12 protein-coding genes and 1 pseudogene are annotated in these 18490 nt (G+C 71.0%); 12 read left to right on the top strand and 1 reads right to left on the bottom strand.

Annotated features, from left to right (window positions below):
• The 7 genes and pseudogenes from G3I71_RS27720 to G3I71_RS27690 all read left to right on the top strand — a co-directional run.
• Nucleotides 1–607, top strand: a pseudogene (locus G3I71_RS27720) (hypothetical protein); the annotation flags it as partial.
• A gap of 64 nt (nucleotides 608–671) precedes the next feature.
• A complete protein-coding gene (locus tag G3I71_RS27715; RefSeq protein ID WP_164318502.1) occupies nucleotides 672–1973 on the top strand; it encodes a hypothetical protein in 1302 nt (433 codons plus the stop codon).
• Entirely contained in the window at nucleotides 1970–3070 is a 1101-nt protein-coding gene (locus G3I71_RS27710; protein ID WP_164318499.1) for a hypothetical protein, read from the top strand. The genes G3I71_RS27715 and G3I71_RS27710 overlap by 4 nt, the downstream gene beginning before the upstream one ends.
• The gene (locus tag G3I71_RS27705) at nucleotides 3067–5379 is read left to right on the top strand and encodes a hypothetical protein (RefSeq protein ID WP_164318497.1); all 2313 of its coding nucleotides are present in this window, start codon (nucleotides 3067–3069) and stop codon (nucleotides 5377–5379) included. The genes G3I71_RS27710 and G3I71_RS27705 overlap by 4 nt, the downstream gene beginning before the upstream one ends.
• A gap of 1296 nt (nucleotides 5380–6675) precedes the next feature.
• Entirely contained in the window at nucleotides 6676–7401 is a 726-nt protein-coding gene (locus G3I71_RS27700; RefSeq protein ID WP_164318494.1) for an ABC transporter ATP-binding protein, read from the top strand.
• Complete coding sequence (locus G3I71_RS27695; protein WP_164318492.1) at nucleotides 7398–8999, top strand: ATP-binding protein; 1602 nt, start codon at nucleotides 7398–7400, stop codon at nucleotides 8997–8999. The genes G3I71_RS27700 and G3I71_RS27695 overlap by 4 nt, the downstream gene beginning before the upstream one ends.
• A 1-nt stretch (nucleotide 9000) precedes the next feature.
• Nucleotides 9001–11346, top strand: coding sequence for an FtsX-like permease family protein (locus tag G3I71_RS27690; protein WP_164318490.1), 2346 nt, complete (start codon nucleotides 9001–9003; stop codon nucleotides 11344–11346).
• Between the two features lie 78 nt (nucleotides 11347–11424).
• Here the strand turns inward: G3I71_RS27690 and G3I71_RS27685 are convergent, their stop codons facing one another.
• Complete coding sequence (locus tag G3I71_RS27685) at nucleotides 11425–12084, bottom strand: response regulator transcription factor (protein ID WP_164318488.1); 660 nt, start codon at nucleotides 12082–12084, stop codon at nucleotides 11425–11427.
• 201 nt (nucleotides 12085–12285) lie between these two features.
• Here G3I71_RS27685 and G3I71_RS27680 point away from each other — a divergent pair, with 201 nt between their 5' ends.
• From G3I71_RS27680 to G3I71_RS27660, 5 genes are read left to right on the top strand one after another with little or no spacing between them, the layout of a single operon-like run.
• Nucleotides 12286–12801, top strand: a complete 516-nt coding sequence (locus G3I71_RS27680) for a hypothetical protein (protein ID WP_164318486.1) — start codon at nucleotides 12286–12288, stop codon at nucleotides 12799–12801.
• Nucleotide 12802: 1 nt separating this feature from the next.
• Nucleotides 12803–13297, top strand: coding sequence for a hypothetical protein (locus G3I71_RS27675; protein WP_164318484.1), 495 nt, complete (start codon nucleotides 12803–12805; stop codon nucleotides 13295–13297).
• A gap of 1 nt (nucleotide 13298) precedes the next feature.
• The gene (locus tag G3I71_RS27670) at nucleotides 13299–14186 is read left to right on the top strand and encodes an ATP-binding protein (RefSeq protein ID WP_164318482.1); all 888 of its coding nucleotides are present in this window, start codon (nucleotides 13299–13301) and stop codon (nucleotides 14184–14186) included.
• Entirely contained in the window at nucleotides 14186–17779 is a 3594-nt protein-coding gene (locus G3I71_RS27665) for a CHAT domain-containing protein (RefSeq protein WP_164318480.1), read from the top strand. The genes G3I71_RS27670 and G3I71_RS27665 overlap by 1 nt, the downstream gene beginning before the upstream one ends.
• Nucleotides 17776–18273: a hypothetical protein gene (locus tag G3I71_RS27660; RefSeq protein ID WP_164318478.1), complete on the top strand. Its 498-nt coding sequence runs from the start codon at nucleotides 17776–17778 to the stop codon at nucleotides 18271–18273. Before G3I71_RS27665 ends, G3I71_RS27660 begins: the two co-directional genes overlap by 4 nt.
• Nucleotides 18274–18490 lie beyond the last annotated feature (217 nt).

Below are 18490 nucleotides of genomic sequence, written 5' to 3'. Positions count from 1 at the left end.
CGACCTGGTGCCGACCCTTGTCGCGGACCTGGCCGACGCGACGGTGGCCGCGCTGCGCGGCCACACCGGCTCCGACGGCGGTGCGGGCGGGGCTCCGACCACGCTGGAGGCCACCGTGTCCCGGGCCATCGCGGCGGCCGGGCTGGGCCTGCGCGACAACGGGGTGGTTCCCGCCCCGCCCTACGCACGGCAGGACCGGGTGCGGGGAGACGCCTCGGCGCTGCTGGGCATCGGGGCGCAGCGGGTCCGGGACGTGCTCAACACCGGTTCGGAGCAGGGCAGACCGCTGCTGCTGTGCCCCCCGGCGCAGCTCTCGCTGCTCAGCCGGGACCCGGCCGAGGCGCGGTCCATCGCATTCGCCCCGCAGGCCGTACGGCCCGTGATGGAGGTGCGCGCAGGCGGGCTCGGTCCCGACGCCGTGCCGGCCGCGATGGTGTGGACGGCGTCCGGCCGCTTCGCCGGCACGCTGCGGCTGGTCCCGCTGCGTGCCGGTGTGGTGGAGAACGTGCGCGTGCGCACCTGGGCCGACGACGGCCCCCTCCCCGGCCCGGACCGCGGCACGACCGGAACCGTCCCGGACCCCGGCGAGGAATGGGCGCAGCGGTGAACCGTACCCGTACGACGACGACCGACCGCGCCCCCGGCGCACGGACCAACACAGTGGGGAAGTCATGGTGAACGACCACCGGCCCGCACCGCACCCGGACCGGTTCGGGCCGGCGCCGGAGCCGTACGCGGCGGCCGACCCCCGGCCGAGCGCCCGTCAGGAGTCCGTCCACGACGCGGAGGGTGACCGCGCGGAGCGGAGGGGGCCCCGCGAGCACACCGGCCGGAAGACCGGCCCTGCCGCGTCCCGGGAGGCTGCCGTGGAGTTCTCGTTCGTCTCGCCGCAGGGCGTCACGCACCGGGTGCGGGCCAGGTTCGGGCCGGACCGGCCGCGTCTGGTCCGGCCGCCCGCGCTGGCCCGGCCGGTCCGCTTCGAGGACGGCTGGCAGGGCTTCCAGGTCCGGCTGCCGCAGGAGGCGGGCGCGGACCGGGAGGCGTACACCCTGCTCCAGGCGGAGATCACCGCCGCGCTGGCGCTGCACCGGGCGTACGCGGGCACCCGCTTCGCGGGTCTCTTCCCGACGCCGGTCGGTTACGACGTCAACACTTTGGCGCCGTTCGTGCTGTACGCCGTACCGCGCGGACGCCCGCTGTCCGGGCCGACCGAGCGGGTATCGATGGGCGACCAGCGGGCCGTCGAGCGCGATCTGGTTCTGGCCGTACGGCTGATGGAGGCGGTCGGCCTGGTGCACCGGGGCATCGTGCCGGGCGCCGTCCGCTGGGACGCGCAGGGCGTGCAGGTGTGGGACCTGGGCTCGGTGGTGCGGGCCGGGCGTCCCCGGATGCCGTACGGCATCCCGCCGTACGCCTCGCCCGAGCAGCGGAACGGGGTGGGCACGACGGAGGCGCGGGACGCGCTGTGGAGCGTGGCGCAGGTGATGTACCACCTGGTCACCGGTCGGCCGGGTAACGCCGACGGTCCACCCGCCGACCTTGCCGCGCAGCGGTCGGTGACGGAGACGCTGGGCCAGGTGTTCGCCCGGCACGCTCAGGACCGGCCGACGCCGGACGCGCTGCTGCGCAGTCTGGTGCCCGAGGTCGCCGCCGAGGCGGCGAGCGTGCTGCTGCCGGACCCGCTGGAGCACCACCGGCGGGAGTTCGACGAGGTCCGGCGCCGTAAGCACGCCTCCCTCGCCCCGCCGCCCCCGGCGCACGCCCCGTACCTCCCGGAGCAGGAACACACCGGGGTCCCGGGCGGCTACGGCGCGGACGGGCCCGGGTACGGCGGGGCACCGCCGACGCAGTCCACCGGCTACGAGTATCCGACCCGCGAACGCGGCCGGCTGCGCACCTGGATCAGCGGAGGCCGTACCTCCGGCACGAACGAGCCCGGCGGGAGCCGGTCCGAAGGAGACACCCGCCGATGACCGTTCCGATGCCGCCGGGCGCCACCGCGCAGGAGATCCTCTGCCCGTACTGCCTGGAGATCATCTCCTACGACGAGCAGCAGTTGTTCGCTCGCAACGACAAGCAGCTGTTCGAGGAGCTGCACGTGGACCGGCGGATCAGTCCGCTGCGGCTCGCCGACACCCTCCGCTCCGCCTATCAGCGGTGCGGCAACTCCGAGGGTGGGCAAGCCCATTACGTCCCGGCGCCGTACCTGACCAACGGCAGTCCGCTGACGGTGGCGATGGTCGGGGACTCTGCCACCGGCAAGACACATCTGCTTACCCAGATGATCGCCGAGATCGCCGACGGCGGCCTGAAGCGGTACGGGCTGCAGATGCAGTCGGTGAACCCGCAGGACCACCAGACGTTCATGACCGAGCGGGTGGAGCGGCTGCGGTCCGGGACGATGCTGGAGCACACCCGCAGCGCCGGTGAGTTCGCCGCACTCGTGGACGCGCTGCTGCTGAGCCGCCCGGACGGGCTGGCTCGGCCGGTGGCGTTCTTCGACCTGGCCGGTGAGGACCTGCGCCGCACGGACGCGCTGACCCGGTTCATGGTGGGCGTGGACGCGCTGATCTTCGTGGTGGACCCGCTGCGGGCGCTGCCGATGCCGTATCTGGACCCGCTGCGCGGCGACCTCGGCTACACCCGGGGCGGCGATCCGGCGTTCCAAACCGTACTGGACCGGCTGCCGCGCGCGGGCGGGCAGTATCTCGGGGTGGCGGCGGCGGTGGTGATCAACAAGAGCGATCTGGTGCGGTTCGAACCGCCCGTGGACCGCTGGCTGGGCGAACCCCCGCCGGAACGGCGGATGGCCGAGCGGTTCGTGGAGGAGAGCCGGGACGCGTACTCGTTCCTGCGGCACCACACCGGGCAGGCGTGGGTCGGTCCCTTCGACAGCGTGCTGCGCTGTACCCTGCACTTCGCCTCGGCCACCGGCAGCCACGACCACGAGGGCAGATTCCCGCACGGCACCCGGCCGTTGCGAGTGCTGGAGCCGCTGATCTCGGTGCTCGCCATGTGCGGACTGCTCGACGACGGCACCGAGGACGGACCGGCGGCGGTGGGCTTGTGACACGTACGCAGCCCGGCCGCCCCGGCGACACGGCCGCACCCGACGACCAGGTGCACCAGGTCGTGTTCCGCTGGGCCGGCAACCTCGGCCACCGGGGCGCTGGGATCGCCGCGGTCGCCTACTCCTGCCCCGAGCCCGAGGCACGCGCACTCGCCGACCGGCTCGGCCCAGTCCTCCGCGTCATGGGCGGCGAGCAGCGCCCCAGCCTGGTCCGGCACATCATCCCCGGCGGCCGGGTCCTCCTCGTCCGCCGCACCCCGGGCTCCGACGCCCACGGGCGCGACAGCACGGTGTGCCATGCGCTGCTGGGACCGGCGAAGCTCCTGGTGCCGCTGTACTGCGTCAGCCTGGGCGCGGTTCCCTGGGCGGAGCAGGGCTGGGCCGACCGGGTGACGGGGCGGATCGACCCGATGCCGCGCGAACGGCTCAACGCCCTTGCCAACCACATGCGGAACCGCATGTGGGAGAACGTACGGCTGGTCCGGCGCCCGCTGCTCTGTCTGGTGGCCCAGTTCCTGCGCACTCCGGGGGCCCGGCTGTCGGCTCTCGTGGGCGAGCTGGACGAGTCCCTGGCCAAGGCGCACGCCCAGACCCTGGAGCATCAACCGGTGCCCCCCGTAAGGGAGTTGCCGGAGCCAGCACTCCTGGTGCTGTGGGGTCTGTGGTGGATCTTCGGCTCCTCGCTGGACCGAGGCTCGGGAAGCTGGCAGTTCGCCACCTTCGACACGATGGACGACCAGGCGTACCGGGTGGTGTTCGTCCCGGCCTGGCGTGTCTCCCCCACCGAGGACAGCCGTCTGCGCCGGATCGACCTGCTGGACCCCGGCACGGACCTGGCCTCCAAACTCGCCGCCACCCTCGTGGACCACTACCTGCACTGGCCAGCCGTCAAGTACCACCGCCTGCTGGACACCGACCCGAACACGACCGACCCCGAGCTACGGCGCTTCCACACCCGGCTCCGCGAAGTGTGGCCCACCAGATACGAGGGCCCGGGAACTACGGACACGGGTTCCGTCCCCGTGATCTCCCCACCCCCGGCCCCGGAACGGAACCAGGAGCCCGCTCCGCCACAACATCCTTACATCCAGGACGAGTTGCCTGCCCATCCGCCGGCCCGGCGCACTCCGGCCTCCGACGCAAGCTGGTCCTCCCCAGCGGAGTGGCGCCAACAGCTTCACAAAGAACCGGAGTTGCCCCCTTCCCCACACTCCCGCCCGACGGCGGAGCCGGCGACAGGGCTACGGCAGGCGGGGAGTCCCACGGAGGAGGGGCAGGGCTCACTCGAAGCGACGGAAGCGCAGCGGTCCGGCACGGGGACTCCGTCGTCGGCGTCGTCGCCGCCATCGCCATCGCCGGACGGATCAACGTCCGCGGCGGCACAGGGGACATACACGTCCGGGCAGACCGTGGAGCCCAGGCAGCCAGGACAGCACAGGCGGTCCGGACGGTCAGGACAGGGGGCCCACCACAGATACCCGGAGCCACCGAACACCCCACCCCAGTACCCTCCACCACCGAACCCGCCTCCCGAGTTCTCCCCGCAGGCGGACCCGCCCACCACCCACCACGCGGCGAGCCCCGCTACGGGCGCCGAAATGGGTTCCGCGACAACCCCGGCGATGGGAACGATCACCGACCGGCTGACGCCGAACCGCCAACGCGCCCTGGAGGAAGAGGCGTTGCCGGAGTTCTTCGACCAGCCGGTCGCGGGAAGATCGGCGGTCTCGAAGTTCTGGGTGCACAGGGGCCGCCGGGCCCGCATGGAGACATCTCAGATCCGAGCGCTGGCCGAGGACCTGATCCGCGCGACGAACCCGGCGGAACGCGCCGCCGACCTCAGGCACAAGGCCGAGGAACGCCTGGCCCAATTCCACCACGAGGACCTCCTGTCCCTCCTCCGGCAATCCCTGCCCTACGCCGCCCAGAACATCGTCCTCGAACACCTCCCACCCGCCGTCCAGGCGGAGGAGTCGGCCCGCGACCTCCTCACCAGCCTCCTGGCGAGCGGTTTCCGGATCACAACACCCCCCGGCCTCCCGGACCCGTGCTTGACCGACCTCCACACCCAGCGCACCGCCCGCATGATCCGCTGGTTCTTCATCTGGCTCGTCGAACCCCGAGCCACGAAGACCCAGAGCCCTCAGCTCACCAAGTACCTCAGCTCGATCGCCTCCTCCGACGCCCCGGCCGACCACCAGATCCTGCAGGAACTCCTGATCGACGCGAAGGAGGACCGGATTCCGACATTGCCGAAGGAGACTTGGGTGGCGATCACCCGGGCGTTGTACGAGAAGGCACGGCCGTAGGCGGACGCAGGTCTGCCCCAACAGAGATCGGGGGCAGACCTGCAAAAGGCTACTGTCCGAGGGAGCCGAGGAACACATTCCAGGCCGCACCCGGTTCATCGTGGAAGCTGCGGCCGGTGAGCGGATCCCGTTCCAGCGGACGCGGCACAGCGAAGCTGTACCAGCACACCCGGGTAGGCCGGCAGACGTGCTCTCCGCGCGAGCGGAGGTGAGCCGCCCGCTGCCGCGGAGGAACAAGGCCGGCCTCCAGCGCACAGCCCTGGCCCCGCCGCGCCGCCCTACGGGGCCCGCCCAGCCCAACAGTTCGCCTGACTCCCCATCGGAACGAGCGTCACGAGCGCCGTTCCAGCGTCAGGATATCGCCCGTAACGCCCACACCGCACACAATGCGCACGCGCAAAGCTGCAGGTCAGGAACCCTTGGCAGCAGGCTCCAGAATCGCCACGCACTCCACATGGTGCGTCATCGGAAAGATGTCACAGGGAACGAGTCAACAGAAACCGCAGTTCAGGGCCGGGTTCTCGGCTCGGTGGACGACATCTTGGGGCCCTGAGCGTCAAACGAGCGTCACGGTGCGAGCCTGCCCGTCGTGATCAACCGGCGACTGGCTGGGGCGAAGGCTTGCCTCTTCTTTGCACTGACCTGCAGCCCAGCTCCCCGGGCGCATCGGCTCGCCAGTGACAGAGTGACCGGTGCAACGGAGGTGCGTGAGGTTTCCGTGATGCCCACGATGTGCGCCCCGGACAGCGTCTGCCCGCAGCCATCCTCGGGTGCGGGCGTGCTCCAACATCGCCGCCCATCGATCGGCCCAGTCGGGCGTGATCGGTTGGGGATCGACATGTACCAGTTCACGTAGCCTGTGAGTGTTCAGCCAGCGTGGCTAGTACCGTCCAAGTGCCCCAGGTTTGCATGTCGAAGGGCCGCCGAGACGTCCGCGATGCACTACCGCCGCGGTCACGGCGGCGGACGTGGGATTCATGTGCACACTCTCCTTCAGCGCCCGGCTCACTTCACTCGCCGCCGGGCCTCGTCGTGGATGGACTGTGCGGGCAGGTTACGTTGGAGCAGAACGCCGCGTACCGTGCGCAGGAACGGCAGCGGGCAGCCGCCCTCCGGCGCGTGATCGCCCGGCCCACGTCACGGGCTCGGAGTGACGCAGACAGCGGCCTCGTCGGGCGGGCGGTCCGTGAGCTCGTCGAGTGGTACGACGTCGGCGGCCGCGCCTGACACGTCACCGCGTGCGGCAGATGCCATGGTTCCTGCACCTACCGACCCGTAGCTGTCTACGCTGGTCGTGTGCGGGCACGGGAGGGGAACGATGTCCTCGTCACACGGGGACTGTTCAAGACTTACGAGACGGGAGCCGCATCGGTACGAGCATTGCGCGGAGTCGACTTCCGCGTGAGCGTGGGCGACTTCGTCGCCATCATGGGGCCATCAGGGTGCGGGAAGTCCACCTTGCTGAACCTTGTCGCGGCCCTCGACCAACCGGACGAGGGCGCCATCGCGGTGGCCGGCTCGCGGGTCGAGAGACTGTCGGCCGCGCAGAGTGCCAGGATGCGGCGCAGACACATCGGCATGGTCTTCCAGTTCTTCGAACTGGTCCCCCAGATGTCCGCGTTGGAGAACGTGAAGCTCGCCGCGCTCCTGAGTGGTGCCTCCGCCGCCGACAGCGAGCGGCGAGCGATCACTCTGGTGGACACCCTGGGGCTGCTCGGCAGAGCGGGGGACTTACCGCACACGCTGTCCGGTGGGCAACGCCAGAGGGTGGCCATCGCCCGGGCGCTCGCCAACCGGCCCACGCTTCTGCTGGCGGATGAGCCCACTGGAGCCCTCGACTCGGGCGGGACTAGGGAGATCATCGAGTTGCTGCAACGGCTTCACCGGGACGGGCAGACCATCGTGCTGGTCACGCACAATCCGGAGGTCGCCGCCGCGGCGCGCCGGATCGTGCACATGCGGGACGGCTGTCTGGAGGCCGGGTCGGGGGAGGACATGGCGGACGGAGGCGGGCCGGCATGATCCCAACCGGACAGTCGAGTGCGGTGGCACTTCGAGCCCAGGTGTCATTGGCCGCCTCGGCCGTTGTGGTGGCGGCAGGCACAGGCAGTGCCCTGCTTCTCGTCCGGTGGGTGACCGGAGGGCCGTCATTGCTGGTGATGGTCCTGACTGTCGTCGTTCCCGCCGTCCTGTTGTGGCCGATCGCGGGCTTCGTCGGCGGCTCCCGACAGGTCAGTGGCCCCGCCACCGCGGTCGCCGCCTGGGTGGTGGCGACCGCCCTGGCCGTCATGGCCGGTGTCGCCGGGACCGTACTGCTGCTCGGACGTCTGCCCGACCACGGCGAGGGCGAGGGCGAGCTGATGGGAGCGGCCACGGCCGGCATCGCACTGGCCGCCGTGCTCGCCGTCCCGTCGGCCCGGCGCGTGTCACCCGCACTGCGCCGGTGGGCACCTCCCCCGGCACGGCTTCCGGACGATCTCCTGGCCGTCTTCTCCTCCCGCTCCGCGCATGGCGCGGAGTTGGCAGAACTGCTGCGCGAGCTTGCCGAGGCGTTACGCCGTCACTGGCAGCTTTCGGCGGTTCACCTGTGGACCGCCGAGGAGGGTGCGTTGCGCTGCTCCGTATCCGTACCAAGGCCGGCTGAACCACCGGGTGACGTGGAGGCGAAGGACATCCACCTGCTCCGCAGGGTCTCGGTCGCGGGATCCGGCTGGCTGCACAACTGGCTGCCGGGTCTCCTCCGAGCCCGGACGGCCTGCGAGTTGCGCCTCGCACCCGCCGTCCATGGCCGGGACGTCCTCGCCCTCGTTGTCGTCGAGCGGGACGACGACGCAGACCGGTTCGGTGAGGCCGAGGAGCGGGCGTTGATGGAGGTCGCCCAGCGACTGGCCATGGTGCTGCGCAACAGGGAACTCGACGAGCGACTGGGAGACACCCTGCGCGATCTGCGGCGCATGAACCAGCAGTTGGAGGAGTCGAGCAGCCGCCTGGTCACCGCGGCGGACGCCGCCCGGGCCGCGATCGAGCGCGACCTCCACGACGGTGCGCAAGCACATATCACCGGACTCGTCGCCGCCATCGGCCGGGTCCGCAACTCACTGTGCCGCGCGGCACGGTTCGGCGACCGGGAACGCGCGGCCTGTCTGGCGGACCTCGATGCGTTGACCGAACGTGTCAAGGAGGTAGCGGACGCGCTGCGGGACCTGGCACACGGCATCTACCCTGCGGTGCTGACCGATTTCGGTCTGCGTGCGGCGCTGAAAGCGGTGGCGGCACGCAGTACCGCCCCGGTGACCGTGGATGTGCCGGACAGCACCCGCTACGCGCCCGGAGTGGAGGCGGCGGTCTACTTCTGCTGCGTGGAGGCGTTGCAGAACGCCGCCAAGCATGCGCCGCCGGGCGTCTCCGTGTCGGTCTGCCTGTGGGCGTCTGGGGGCCGGCTGCACCTCATGGTCCGGGACGACGGCCCGGGCTTCGACCCCGCGTCCGTTCACCGCGGCAGAGGTCTGCTGAACATGAAGGACCGACTGCGGGCACTCGGCGGCGAGCTGACCTGTAAGTCGGCGCCAGGGGCCGGGACCACGGTGTGCGGGTTCGTGCCGCTGTGCAAGGAGGCGTGACGTGCAGTGGGGCGCCGTCCTGGCGGTCGCGAAGGCCGATTGGCGCAGCCGGTGGCGCGGCTCACTGGTCATCGGCTTGATGTTCGGCCTGATCGGGGGGTGCGTACTGGCCATTCTCACGGTCGCCCAGCGCACCGACTCGGCCTTCCCCAGGCTTGTGGCAGCGGTGCACCGCCCGGACGCGGTCACGCATGTCGTGGGCGCGCAGGACGCGTTGCTCCAGAAGGTGGCGTCCCTGCCGGGGGTAGAGGAATCATGGGCGCCGCACATCTGGGTCGGCCAATTGGACAGTGGCCCCCTCACCTATCTGAGCGTCATAGCGGGGCCCGGCCATCCGGCCGACCTCGTCCGGCCTGTGCTGCTCGAGGGCCGTGAGCCGCGGGAGGGCTCACCGCATGAGGTCCTGCTCTCCGAGGACTACGCCCGGGCATCCGGCGTCTCGGCCGGTTCGACTATCGACATGACGCTGCTGACGGGTCAGCAGGTCGCCCGCTTCGGCGTCGGCTTCGGCAAGCCGGCCGGTCCGCGGGTGACGTTGCACGTCGTCGGCATCGGAAGGATGCCGCTGTGGGGAAGCGATGCGGGCACCGCCATCGCAACTCCCGCGTTCACCGACCGGTACGTGTCCTCGTCCGCCGGTCATGTCTCGTTTCTGCGGCTGGCTCCCGGTGACAAGCCCCGGCGGAACTTCGACCGGGCCTTCACCGCTCTCGCCACGGCCAACCCGGCGCCCCCGGAGCTGGCGGAACTGGGGCCGCCGCAGGTGCGGTATCCGACGGCGACCGAGGACCCCTTGGTGGCCCCCGTGCGCCGGGTCCTGGTCGCCGGGCTCACCATGTCGGCGGGGGTCACCGCCGTGGCCGCGCTCCTGATCACGACACAGGCCCTCAACCGCCGGCACGCCCAGAGCCTCACCGCCCACCGCGTCGAGGCGGCTCTTGGGATGACACGCCTCGAACGGGCGGTGGCGAGAACGGCGGCCGCCCTACCCGGTGCGACGGTCGCGGGCTCGACGAGTACGGCGACCGGTCTGGCCGCCGGACTGCTGGAGCCGCTCGGCGCGCTGCGGGCGTTCGAGCCCACGCCCGGCTACCTGCCAAACCCGGGGATCGCGCTCATCGGCGGGACGTCCATCGCCCTGATCCACCTCGCGCTCTCCGGTGCGACGGCCGCGGCGGTCCTGCGCAGCACGCTCGCGGGCAACGCAACGCCGCGGCGCGGGCCATGGCTTCCGCTCGTACGGCGTAGCCCGGTCCTCCTGGCCGGGCTGCGCATGGCCTGGGGGCCCGGACAGGGCCATGGCACCGGTATGGCCGCCCAAGTCCTCGGACTGGCGGCGGTCGTCACGCTGAGCGTCGCTGTCTCGACGTTCTCGACTAGCCTGGATAGGCTGGTGTCCACTCCCTCGCGCTACGGGGCGCCCGCCGACATCTCGCTGATGGACGCCAAGGCTCCGGACGTCGCCCGCCTGGCCACCGATGCCAGGGTCGCGGCGATCGACGTCGTGAGCATCGGTGAAGTCGTCCTGGCCGGCGAAATGGTGCGCGCCTACGCCTATCGGCCGGTCAAGAGCGCCCGAGAAGTGACCGTGATCTCGGGTCGACGCCCCGCTGCGGCGGATGAGGTGGCCCTCGGGCCGCGGCTCGCCGACCAGCTCCAGGGCCGGAAGCGGGACGGCCGTCTCGTCGTCACCCTTGCCGACGGATCCACCGCGACGCTGCGCGTCGTCGGCGTCATCACCAACCAGCCGATCGACGCGAGCGAGCGTCTCGGCGCGAGCGCGGTCCTCTCCCCGTCCGGTCTCGACCGGGTGGCGGTGACACCGCCGAGACAGGACGCCCGCATCACGGCGGAGCCCGGCCGGCTCGAAGCCCTGCGGGCGTCTATGGAGCACACCCTCGAGATCTACGGTGCCGAGACGCCCAGGGAGATCACAACCCTCGACGGGCTGCGACCCCTGCTCGACTTCCTGACCAGCGTGCTGGCCTCCGGGGTGGTCATAGCCGTCACCCACTCCCTGTGGCAGACGCGGCGGCGCAGTCGGCGGGCGACGGCCGTGGTCCGGGCACTGGGGTTCACCCCGGCACGGGTTGGTGCGCTACGCGTCACCATGGTTGCGGCGCTCGTCGCACCGGCCCTGGCACTCGGTGTCCCGATGGGGCTGGGCCTGGGCCGGCTGGTGTGGTGGGAGGTGGCAACCACGTCGGGGGTGGAGGGGGATGTGCTGCTTCCGGGCGCGTGGGTAACGGCCGCCGCCCTGGCTGTGCTCGTCGCGAGCATGGTGCTTCCCACCGCCTGGACGCGGAAGGAGGACCGCGCGGTGTCCACAGAGCTGCGGGCGGAGTGAGGGCCCGCCTCACGGCCCATTTCCTTTTGTGGGCGGCCGCGGAGGCCGTGCCAGTCCGCGATACGCCCGACGCCGCCGTCATTGGTCGAGGAAGAGCAGCACCGCACGTACCCGCTTGTTGATGTCCCGTTCCTCGGCGATCCCAAGCTTCGCGAACATTGAGTTGGTGTGCTTCTGCACCGCCCCCTCCGTCAACTGGAGAGCCTTGCCGATCGCCGCGTTGCTCTTCCCCTGCGCCATATGACCGAGCACCTCCAGCTCCCGGGCCGTGAGTGCGTCCAGCGGGGACCGCCTGCCGCCTCGCCGGGCGCGCACCATGGTCTCGACCACGGCGGGGTCGACGACCGACAGTCCCGCGGCCACCTGCCGTACGGCATCCGTCAGATCCTTCACCTCCGCGACTCGTTCCTTGATCAGGTACCCACGACCAGCGACACCGTGTTCGAACAGCGCGTACGCGTACGCGGGTTCCTTGTGCTGGCTGAGTACCACGACACCGGTCGAGGGGTGCCGCTCACGCAGCAGCGCGGCGAGCCGGATTCCTTCGTCCTTCTTGGTGGGCGGCATCCTGATGTCCGTCACGACGACGTCGGGACGCAGAGCGTCGACCTGCTCCAGAGCCGTCGAGAGGTCCGCCGCCTCCCCCACGACCTCCAGACCGGGTGCCGCATCGATCAGTTGGGCCAGGCCCTTGCGCAGGAGCACGTCGTCCTCGGCCAGTACGACTCGGATGAGCATGACCGCAAGCCTAGTCAGCGAGCCGGACCACCATGGGGCGAACCAACAGGTGAAGGCAACTACACCTCGTGCAGGGAGGTTTCCATCCCCGTACACGCACACTGGGCATATCGCCCTCCGCTCGCCGCCCTGCGACCTTGGAGACGCGGCTCCCCGAGGGGGCCAGCCGCGCACGCCGCGTCCTGACGACGAGGAGGCACAATGACCGGCCAAGACCCGGAGGAAGCCACCGCAACCAGGTCCGCCATCACCCAACGTTTTCGGCGCGCCTTCCGGAAGGACGGGGACGGCGACGGTGATCAGGCCGATCTCCGCCTCGTGCACCACAAGCGAGATGTGTACCGCCGGGTGGCGGGCCGGATGGCTCAGCTCCTGCCCGCGCCGCCCGCGCCCCTGCGGGTCGCCCTGATGCGACTGTGCGAGGAGGACGACCCCCGTGTGCTCTCGTCCGGGGGCGAAGAGCCGGTGGACGAAACGCTCGTCGACCGGTTGAGGGAGATTCTGATCGCCCTCACGGTGATCTTCGAGTACATCGAAGGACCGTACGTGCGGGTCGTCGAACTCGTCGTCCGCAACGGCGACAAGCCGGTGGTCTATCGGAACAAGACCTACGCGGACGGTCTGGACGTCCCGCACCGGGTCACCGAGGCGCGGATCATGGCCGGCGAGACGGAGACCCGCTTCACCGTTTATCCGCCGACCGCGGCGGAGGTGTGACATGCCGCTTCCCATCCTGATCTGGATGGCTTTCGCCGGGGGTGCCGCCTGGCTGGCCGCCAAGGCCGTGGAGACCCTTTGGCTCCGGGTCCTGCAATGGGCGGAACAGAGCCTTCTGCCGTGGGCCGAGGCCCGGTTCCCCGCGCTGGCCCAGGACCTGCGGCTCGCCTACCTGCACATCCACGACCTCTCGGCGCGGAAGCTGGACGAGGTCCGCAGGGCATGGCTCCGTGTCCGGCAGGTCCTGCTCGACCAGACCGCGGAGCTGGTTCGCCAGCCGAACGGACACTGGGCCCTGAAGCTCACCAGCGTGGTGGTCGACGCCGCCCGACAGGGGCAGCCACCGAGGAAGCAGCAGCAGGAGGTGTGGACCGAGCTCGGCGACCTCTCCGAGGAGGAGCTGGCCCGCTGGCGCGCATTCCACGAGAAGGGGACGCTCCAGATCGTGCAGACCAGAGACAACGAGCTGTTCGGTGACCAGAACGGGGAGCGCTGACATGCCGGCATGGAGCACCAACGGAACAGCCCGGCCCGCCGCCGTCGCCGCACTGCCACCGGCCGCCAAAGACCCGGTCGCGGGCGAGCGACGCCGGCCCGCACGGACGCTGGACGAGCTGATCGTGGCGGACGTCGTCCTCGAGCAGCTCCGGCAGACACTGACCATCGTCACCCACCGGCAGACGCTGCTGGAAACCTGGAACCTCGCCCGGCTGGTACCGCACAGGACCGGTATGGCCGTCAACCTGTACGGCCCGCCGGGCACGGGCAAAACGCTCTGCGCCGAGGTGATGGCCTCGGCGCTGGAGCGGGATCTGCTCGTCGTCGACTACACCGCGCTCGTCTCCAAGTACGTGGGGGACACGCCGAAACACATCGCTTCGGTGTTCCGCACCGCTGAGCGGACCGGTGCCGTGCTGTTCTTCGACGAGGCCGACGCGCTGCTCACCGCCCGGGAGCACGCGGGCGGTGAGGCGGCCGACTCCGCCAACCTCAACCGTTCCGTGCTGCTCGGTGAACTCGACCGGGGTGGCTCAGTCGTCGTCTTCGCCACCAACCGCGCCGCCGACTACGACCCGGCGTTCGTGCGCCGCATGATCGCCCATATCGAGATTCCGTTGCCCGACGAGGCGACCCGGGTGCGCCTCTGGGAGCGCATGCTGCTCGACGAACTGCCCCGGGCCGCGGATGTCGAACCGCGCGAGCTGGCTTCCCGCTCGGAAGGACTGTCCGGTGCCGACATCGTGAACGTCATCGTGCGTGCCGCCGCGCGGGCCGTCCAACGGCAGGGGGACGAGCGGCGCGTCGCCCTCGCGGACCTGCTGCGCGAGATCGAGGCGGTACGTGAGGCGGCACGCCGTATCGGCTCGTCCTGGCAGGCGTCGTGATGAGGTGCGCACGGTGCGGCGCCTCCTTCCCGGGGGGCGCCGGGAGCACCGTTCGTCTGATCGGTGAGACCGACGTCGTCCTCCTCGGCGCGCTCCTGCGCGGCGATCTGGACAGTGTGCGCTGCCCGGCATGCCAGGCAGCGCTGGGGCGGACCCCCATGCTCATCGCGGTCCTCCCCAGCAAGGGCGCCGCCTACTACACAGCGGGACAGGTGAGGGGACACAGCCCAACTGCGTCCGTCATGCGGGCGAATCTGCGGGCGTTGCTCCCCGGTGCGGCAGCCCCCCGGCTCGTCGAGCATCCGGACGCTGAAGCCCTGCGGCGGGCCGTCACCACGGAGCTGGCCGGGCAGCTCGTACCGCTCCGTGCCGTCGTCCGCGCGGTCGCCGACGGCACGATGCCGGAGCTGATCTCCGTCCAATGGCGGATGCTCACCCCTGCCGTGTTCGCCGCTGGACACCTCGCCGTGGTCGGCGAGTTCCCCCAACTGGAGCTCGGTGGCGCCGACGCGGACGAATCCGACGACTCTGCGCTGGCCCCCCTGGTCGCGCCCCACCGATACGCCCACGCCGACCGCCTGGCCGCGCTGACCCTCGTACAGCTTGCCGCGCTGGACGAACTGTGCAGGGAGTGGAGTGCGTTCATCGACGCCAAGTGCGCGTCGCCGCCCGGCGTGACCTTCGAGGAGGATCTGCACGCCTATGTCGACCGGGGCCCGGACCGGTCCCGGCTGGCCACGGCCGCGCACGAGGTCCTTCGGGAACAGGAGGGGCTAGTGCCCTACGTCCTCGAAGCCGTCCTGGCGAGCCTCCACGCCGGCACTGGGGTTACCAACCCGCGGGGCAGCCAGTGGGCGGAGCTCTACTTCGCGCACGAACTCGTGGCACGGGCGCGGCGGCCCCCGGCGCCGTACATCACGGCGAGCCGCGTAGCGGCCGAACGGGCGCAGGCGACCATCCCCCACGAGCACGCCTGGGGGGCCGCCGGAGCGGCACTGGCCACGCTCATGACCGAAGGGCGCGGGGGCTTGGCCCTGCCGGGTGGGCCCGCACTCCTCGAAGAGATCGCCACCGGCGCCGGGCACCCCCACCTGATGGAAGCGATGAGCCAGGCACACCTGCGCAGCGCCGTCAACACGGTGGAAGGCGTGGTTCAGGAGCTGCGCCGCGAGGCGGCTACGCGCGGCCCCGATGACCTGGTCCCGCTCGTCCGGCTCCATGCCGAGTTCCTGGTCGCCCAAGGACGGGTGGAGGACCTGGAGGCCGTCGCAGAGGCCCTGCGGGAGTGCCTGGGCGGGGACGGCCCCGCACGGGGCCGCTCGGAGACCTGGCTGGCCGGAGCACTGAACCGTGCGCACCGGCCCGCGTCGGTGATCACCAGGCTCGGCACCGCCCCGCAGCCGTGGGAAGCGGAACTGGACACGGATCTGAGAGTGAACCTCCACCACGAACGGGCCACCGCGCTGGAGGGTGCGGGACGCTTGGCAGAGGCGCTCGCCATCCGGGTGGCGGTCCTCGGTCTGCTGAACGAGGCGTCCCCGAGGCACCCTTGGGCGCTCACCAATCTCGCCCTGACCCAACTCGACATGGGCCGACCCGACCTGGCGCTGCCCGGAATCGAGAAGGCGATACGGCTCCTGGGCCCGGACCCATCACTACTCGAGTACAAAGCCATGGCGCACGAGGCAGTCGGCGACCGGTCGGCTGCCGAGGCCGCCCTGGCCATGGCCGAGAGGCTCTCGTCCACGGACCGCTCCCGGCACTACGCCCTGCTCCGGGCGCACCGGCTGGCCGTACGCGGGCGGAGCGACGAGGCGATCGGTCTCCTGACCAGCGCTTCGGGGCTCAAGGGCACGGCAGCCGCCACAGCGGACGGCCGCGATCTGCTGACGGAGTCCCGCGCCTGGGCGGCCCTCCTGGACAGGCGGGCCGAGCTGCACCCGGCGGCCGAGGCGCGGGCCGCCGCTCTGCCCCCGCTGCTGCACACCTTCGCGGAGTGGAGCGAGGCAGCGGGTCACGCGACGCTCGCCGCCGCCGCCCACAGGTGCCGCGCCGAGCTCCTCGACGCCATGAACACCGGCGCCACAGGGGACGACCTCGTGGCCGAGGCGTGGCGCGAGGCCCACGCGGTCGGGGAACGCCATGGCCTGGCGCCCGACGGGATGACCCTGCTGAAGCTGGCCTTCGACGCGTACGCCCACGCGGACACCGAAGCGGCTCGGCGTCACCTGGCGGCGGTCCCGGCCGCCGTGGCCGCCGAGATCGGAGGTGTACCAGACATCAGCAAGGTGGTCCACGCACCGGCGAAACTGGCCGCCCCGCTGGCCGATATCGGCGGCCTCCTGCTCGGCGTCCTCACCGACGGCGGGACCGAGCCCTCGCAACGGAGCCCCGGTGCCGCGCGAGTGGAGTGGCCGGACTTCCGCATGGTGGCCGAGCTCCAGCGCGACGCCGCCGGGCGGGCCGCATCGCGGCGCCGGCTGCCGGACGTGACCGTATTGGACGAGGGGTTCACCGACGCTGCCGTGGCCCGGCTGGCCCAGCCGGGCCATGGCCTGGTGGTGGTCGAATGGTTCTACGTACGTCACCAGGACGATCAACGCGACAGCGGACTCTGCTCCGTGCTGACGCGCATCGACGCAGCCGGCCACGTCACGACGTATTTCCTCCCGCAGGAACAGATCGACTACGCCCGACTGGGGGCGCGTCTCCGCAAGCGCCTGTTCGACTGGAGACCTCGCCGTCGGGGCGACCCCCTGGACCAGGCGGAGTGGCGCCGGGCCGAAGAGTGGATGGTCAATGTGCTGCGCACCTGCGCCGAAGCCGACGATCATGTTGTCGTCCTGGCCCACGCGGCGATGGCCGGGCTGCCGTGGCACACGGCGATCGGACCGCACTGGTCGGTGTCGTACGCATCAGGCTGGACGGCCCTCCACTCGCTCCTGCGGCAGCCTGTACCGCCGAGGGAACGTATTGGGGTCCTGACCGTGCCGCGTTCGGGCGAACAGCCCGAGGTTGCCGCGGCGCTGCGCGCGTCCGCAGGCCGCGCCGCGGCGCTCGGGGCGGGTGCGGTGGCGCCGCAGGAAGGCGCCTGTGACATAGCGGCCTTCGAGGAGGTGATGCGCCACTGTGATGTTGCGGTTTTGCTGTGCCATGGCTTCGTCAATCACGTCGAGCATGAAGTGGCGTTGATGCTCGCCGATCGCGGAAACGCGCCGCTGGCCGATTCGGTCGCCGCCGGCAGCTCGCTGGGCAACGCCCACCGGCTCAGTTGGCGTGACTGCGTCCTGTTGCCCCACGCCTCGCGCACGGTGTTCTCCGCGGCCTGTTCCAGCGGCATGAGCCACCACGCCGGGCTGGGTGACCGCCTCGGCATCTTCGGGGCACTGCGCCATTCGGGAACATCGGCGGTCGTCGCTCCCGGCTGGGATGTGGTGGCCTCGGCGACACTGCCTGTTCTCGACGCCACCCTGGCGCGCTTCATGGCGGGACAGTCCCTGGGACGAGCGCTCCGGCAGGCGTCCTTGGACGCGACCGAGGACCTGCCAGCCTGGCTGGCGTGGTCCCTGACCCTCGAAGGAGACTGGCGATGACGGAATCCCTGGCAGCGTTTCTCGAGCACATCGGGGCCGACGCCGACACCGTGCAGCAAGCGACCCGCTATTACCTCGCCGAACACACCGACGACCTCGACTACGAGGAGATGAGGGACGAGGCACTAGCAGCAGCACCTGACGCGGCGGAGGCCGAGGAACTTCTCCACCTCCTGACCTCGCATTCGGAGTACCTCGAACAGGGTGCGCTGGTGATCCTTTCGACGGCCTGGGAGGACCCGGGAGAAAGAGACATGGTCCGCGACGCGCTGCTGGACGCCAAGGCGAAGCTGCCGGTCATCGAGGTCGCCATCCTGGGAATCGTGGTGATGTACGGCATGTACCTGTTGGCCACACGTGGCCGGAAGAAGCACAAGAGGGTTATGGAGCGCAGGCGGGACGGGTCCTACAAGGAATCCGTGGAGACCGAGTACTTCCCGCCGGGCAATCCGCTTTCCGCGCTGATCCAACTGTTCAACCAGCCACCTCCGTAAAGGTTCCCGCTGCGGCGAGGCAACCCTCCTCAGGCGCTCGCCGGGCCCGGGCAATTGATAACCGGTAGCCCGCCAGCGAGTACGCGGGCCGCCGGTGACCCATCACCGACGGCCCGCGCCACTCCTGGCGGCGGCCGTGCGGCCCACCGAGCAGCGCGTGCGCCGTAACGGCGGCAATGCACAGCCGGTCGGGCACCTCGTAGAAGCCAGCGAGGCT

Origin of the sequence: Streptomyces sp. SID12501 (assembly GCF_010550245.1) — a bacterium.
Lineage (GTDB): Bacteria > Actinomycetota > Actinomycetes > Streptomycetales > Streptomycetaceae > Streptomyces.
This window is presented reverse-complemented; position numbering and strand designations above follow the sequence as displayed.

What these genes read in the sequence shown, in the direction of transcription:
- G3I71_RS27715 (WP_164318502.1), top strand. Translation starts at nt 672, where the DNA reads ATGGTGAACGACCACCGGCCCGCACCGCACCCGGACCGGTTCGGGCCG.
- G3I71_RS27710 (WP_164318499.1), top strand. Translation starts at nt 1,970, where the DNA reads ATGACCGTTCCGATGCCGCCGGGCGCCACCGCGCAGGAGATCCTCTGC.
- G3I71_RS27695 (WP_164318492.1), top strand. Translation starts at nt 7,398, where the DNA reads ATGATCCCAACCGGACAGTCGAGTGCGGTGGCACTTCGAGCCCAGGTG.
- G3I71_RS27685 (WP_164318488.1), bottom strand. Translation starts at nt 12,084, where the DNA reads ATGCTCATCCGAGTCGTACTGGCCGAGGACGACGTGCTCCTGCGCAAG.
- G3I71_RS27680 (WP_164318486.1), top strand. Translation starts at nt 12,286, where the DNA reads ATGACCGGCCAAGACCCGGAGGAAGCCACCGCAACCAGGTCCGCCATC.
- G3I71_RS27675 (WP_164318484.1), top strand. Translation starts at nt 12,803, where the DNA reads ATGCCGCTTCCCATCCTGATCTGGATGGCTTTCGCCGGGGGTGCCGCC.
- G3I71_RS27670 (WP_164318482.1), top strand. Translation starts at nt 13,299, where the DNA reads ATGCCGGCATGGAGCACCAACGGAACAGCCCGGCCCGCCGCCGTCGCC.
- G3I71_RS27665 (WP_164318480.1), top strand. Translation starts at nt 14,186, where the DNA reads ATGAGGTGCGCACGGTGCGGCGCCTCCTTCCCGGGGGGCGCCGGGAGC.
- G3I71_RS27660 (WP_164318478.1), top strand. Translation starts at nt 17,776, where the DNA reads ATGACGGAATCCCTGGCAGCGTTTCTCGAGCACATCGGGGCCGACGCC.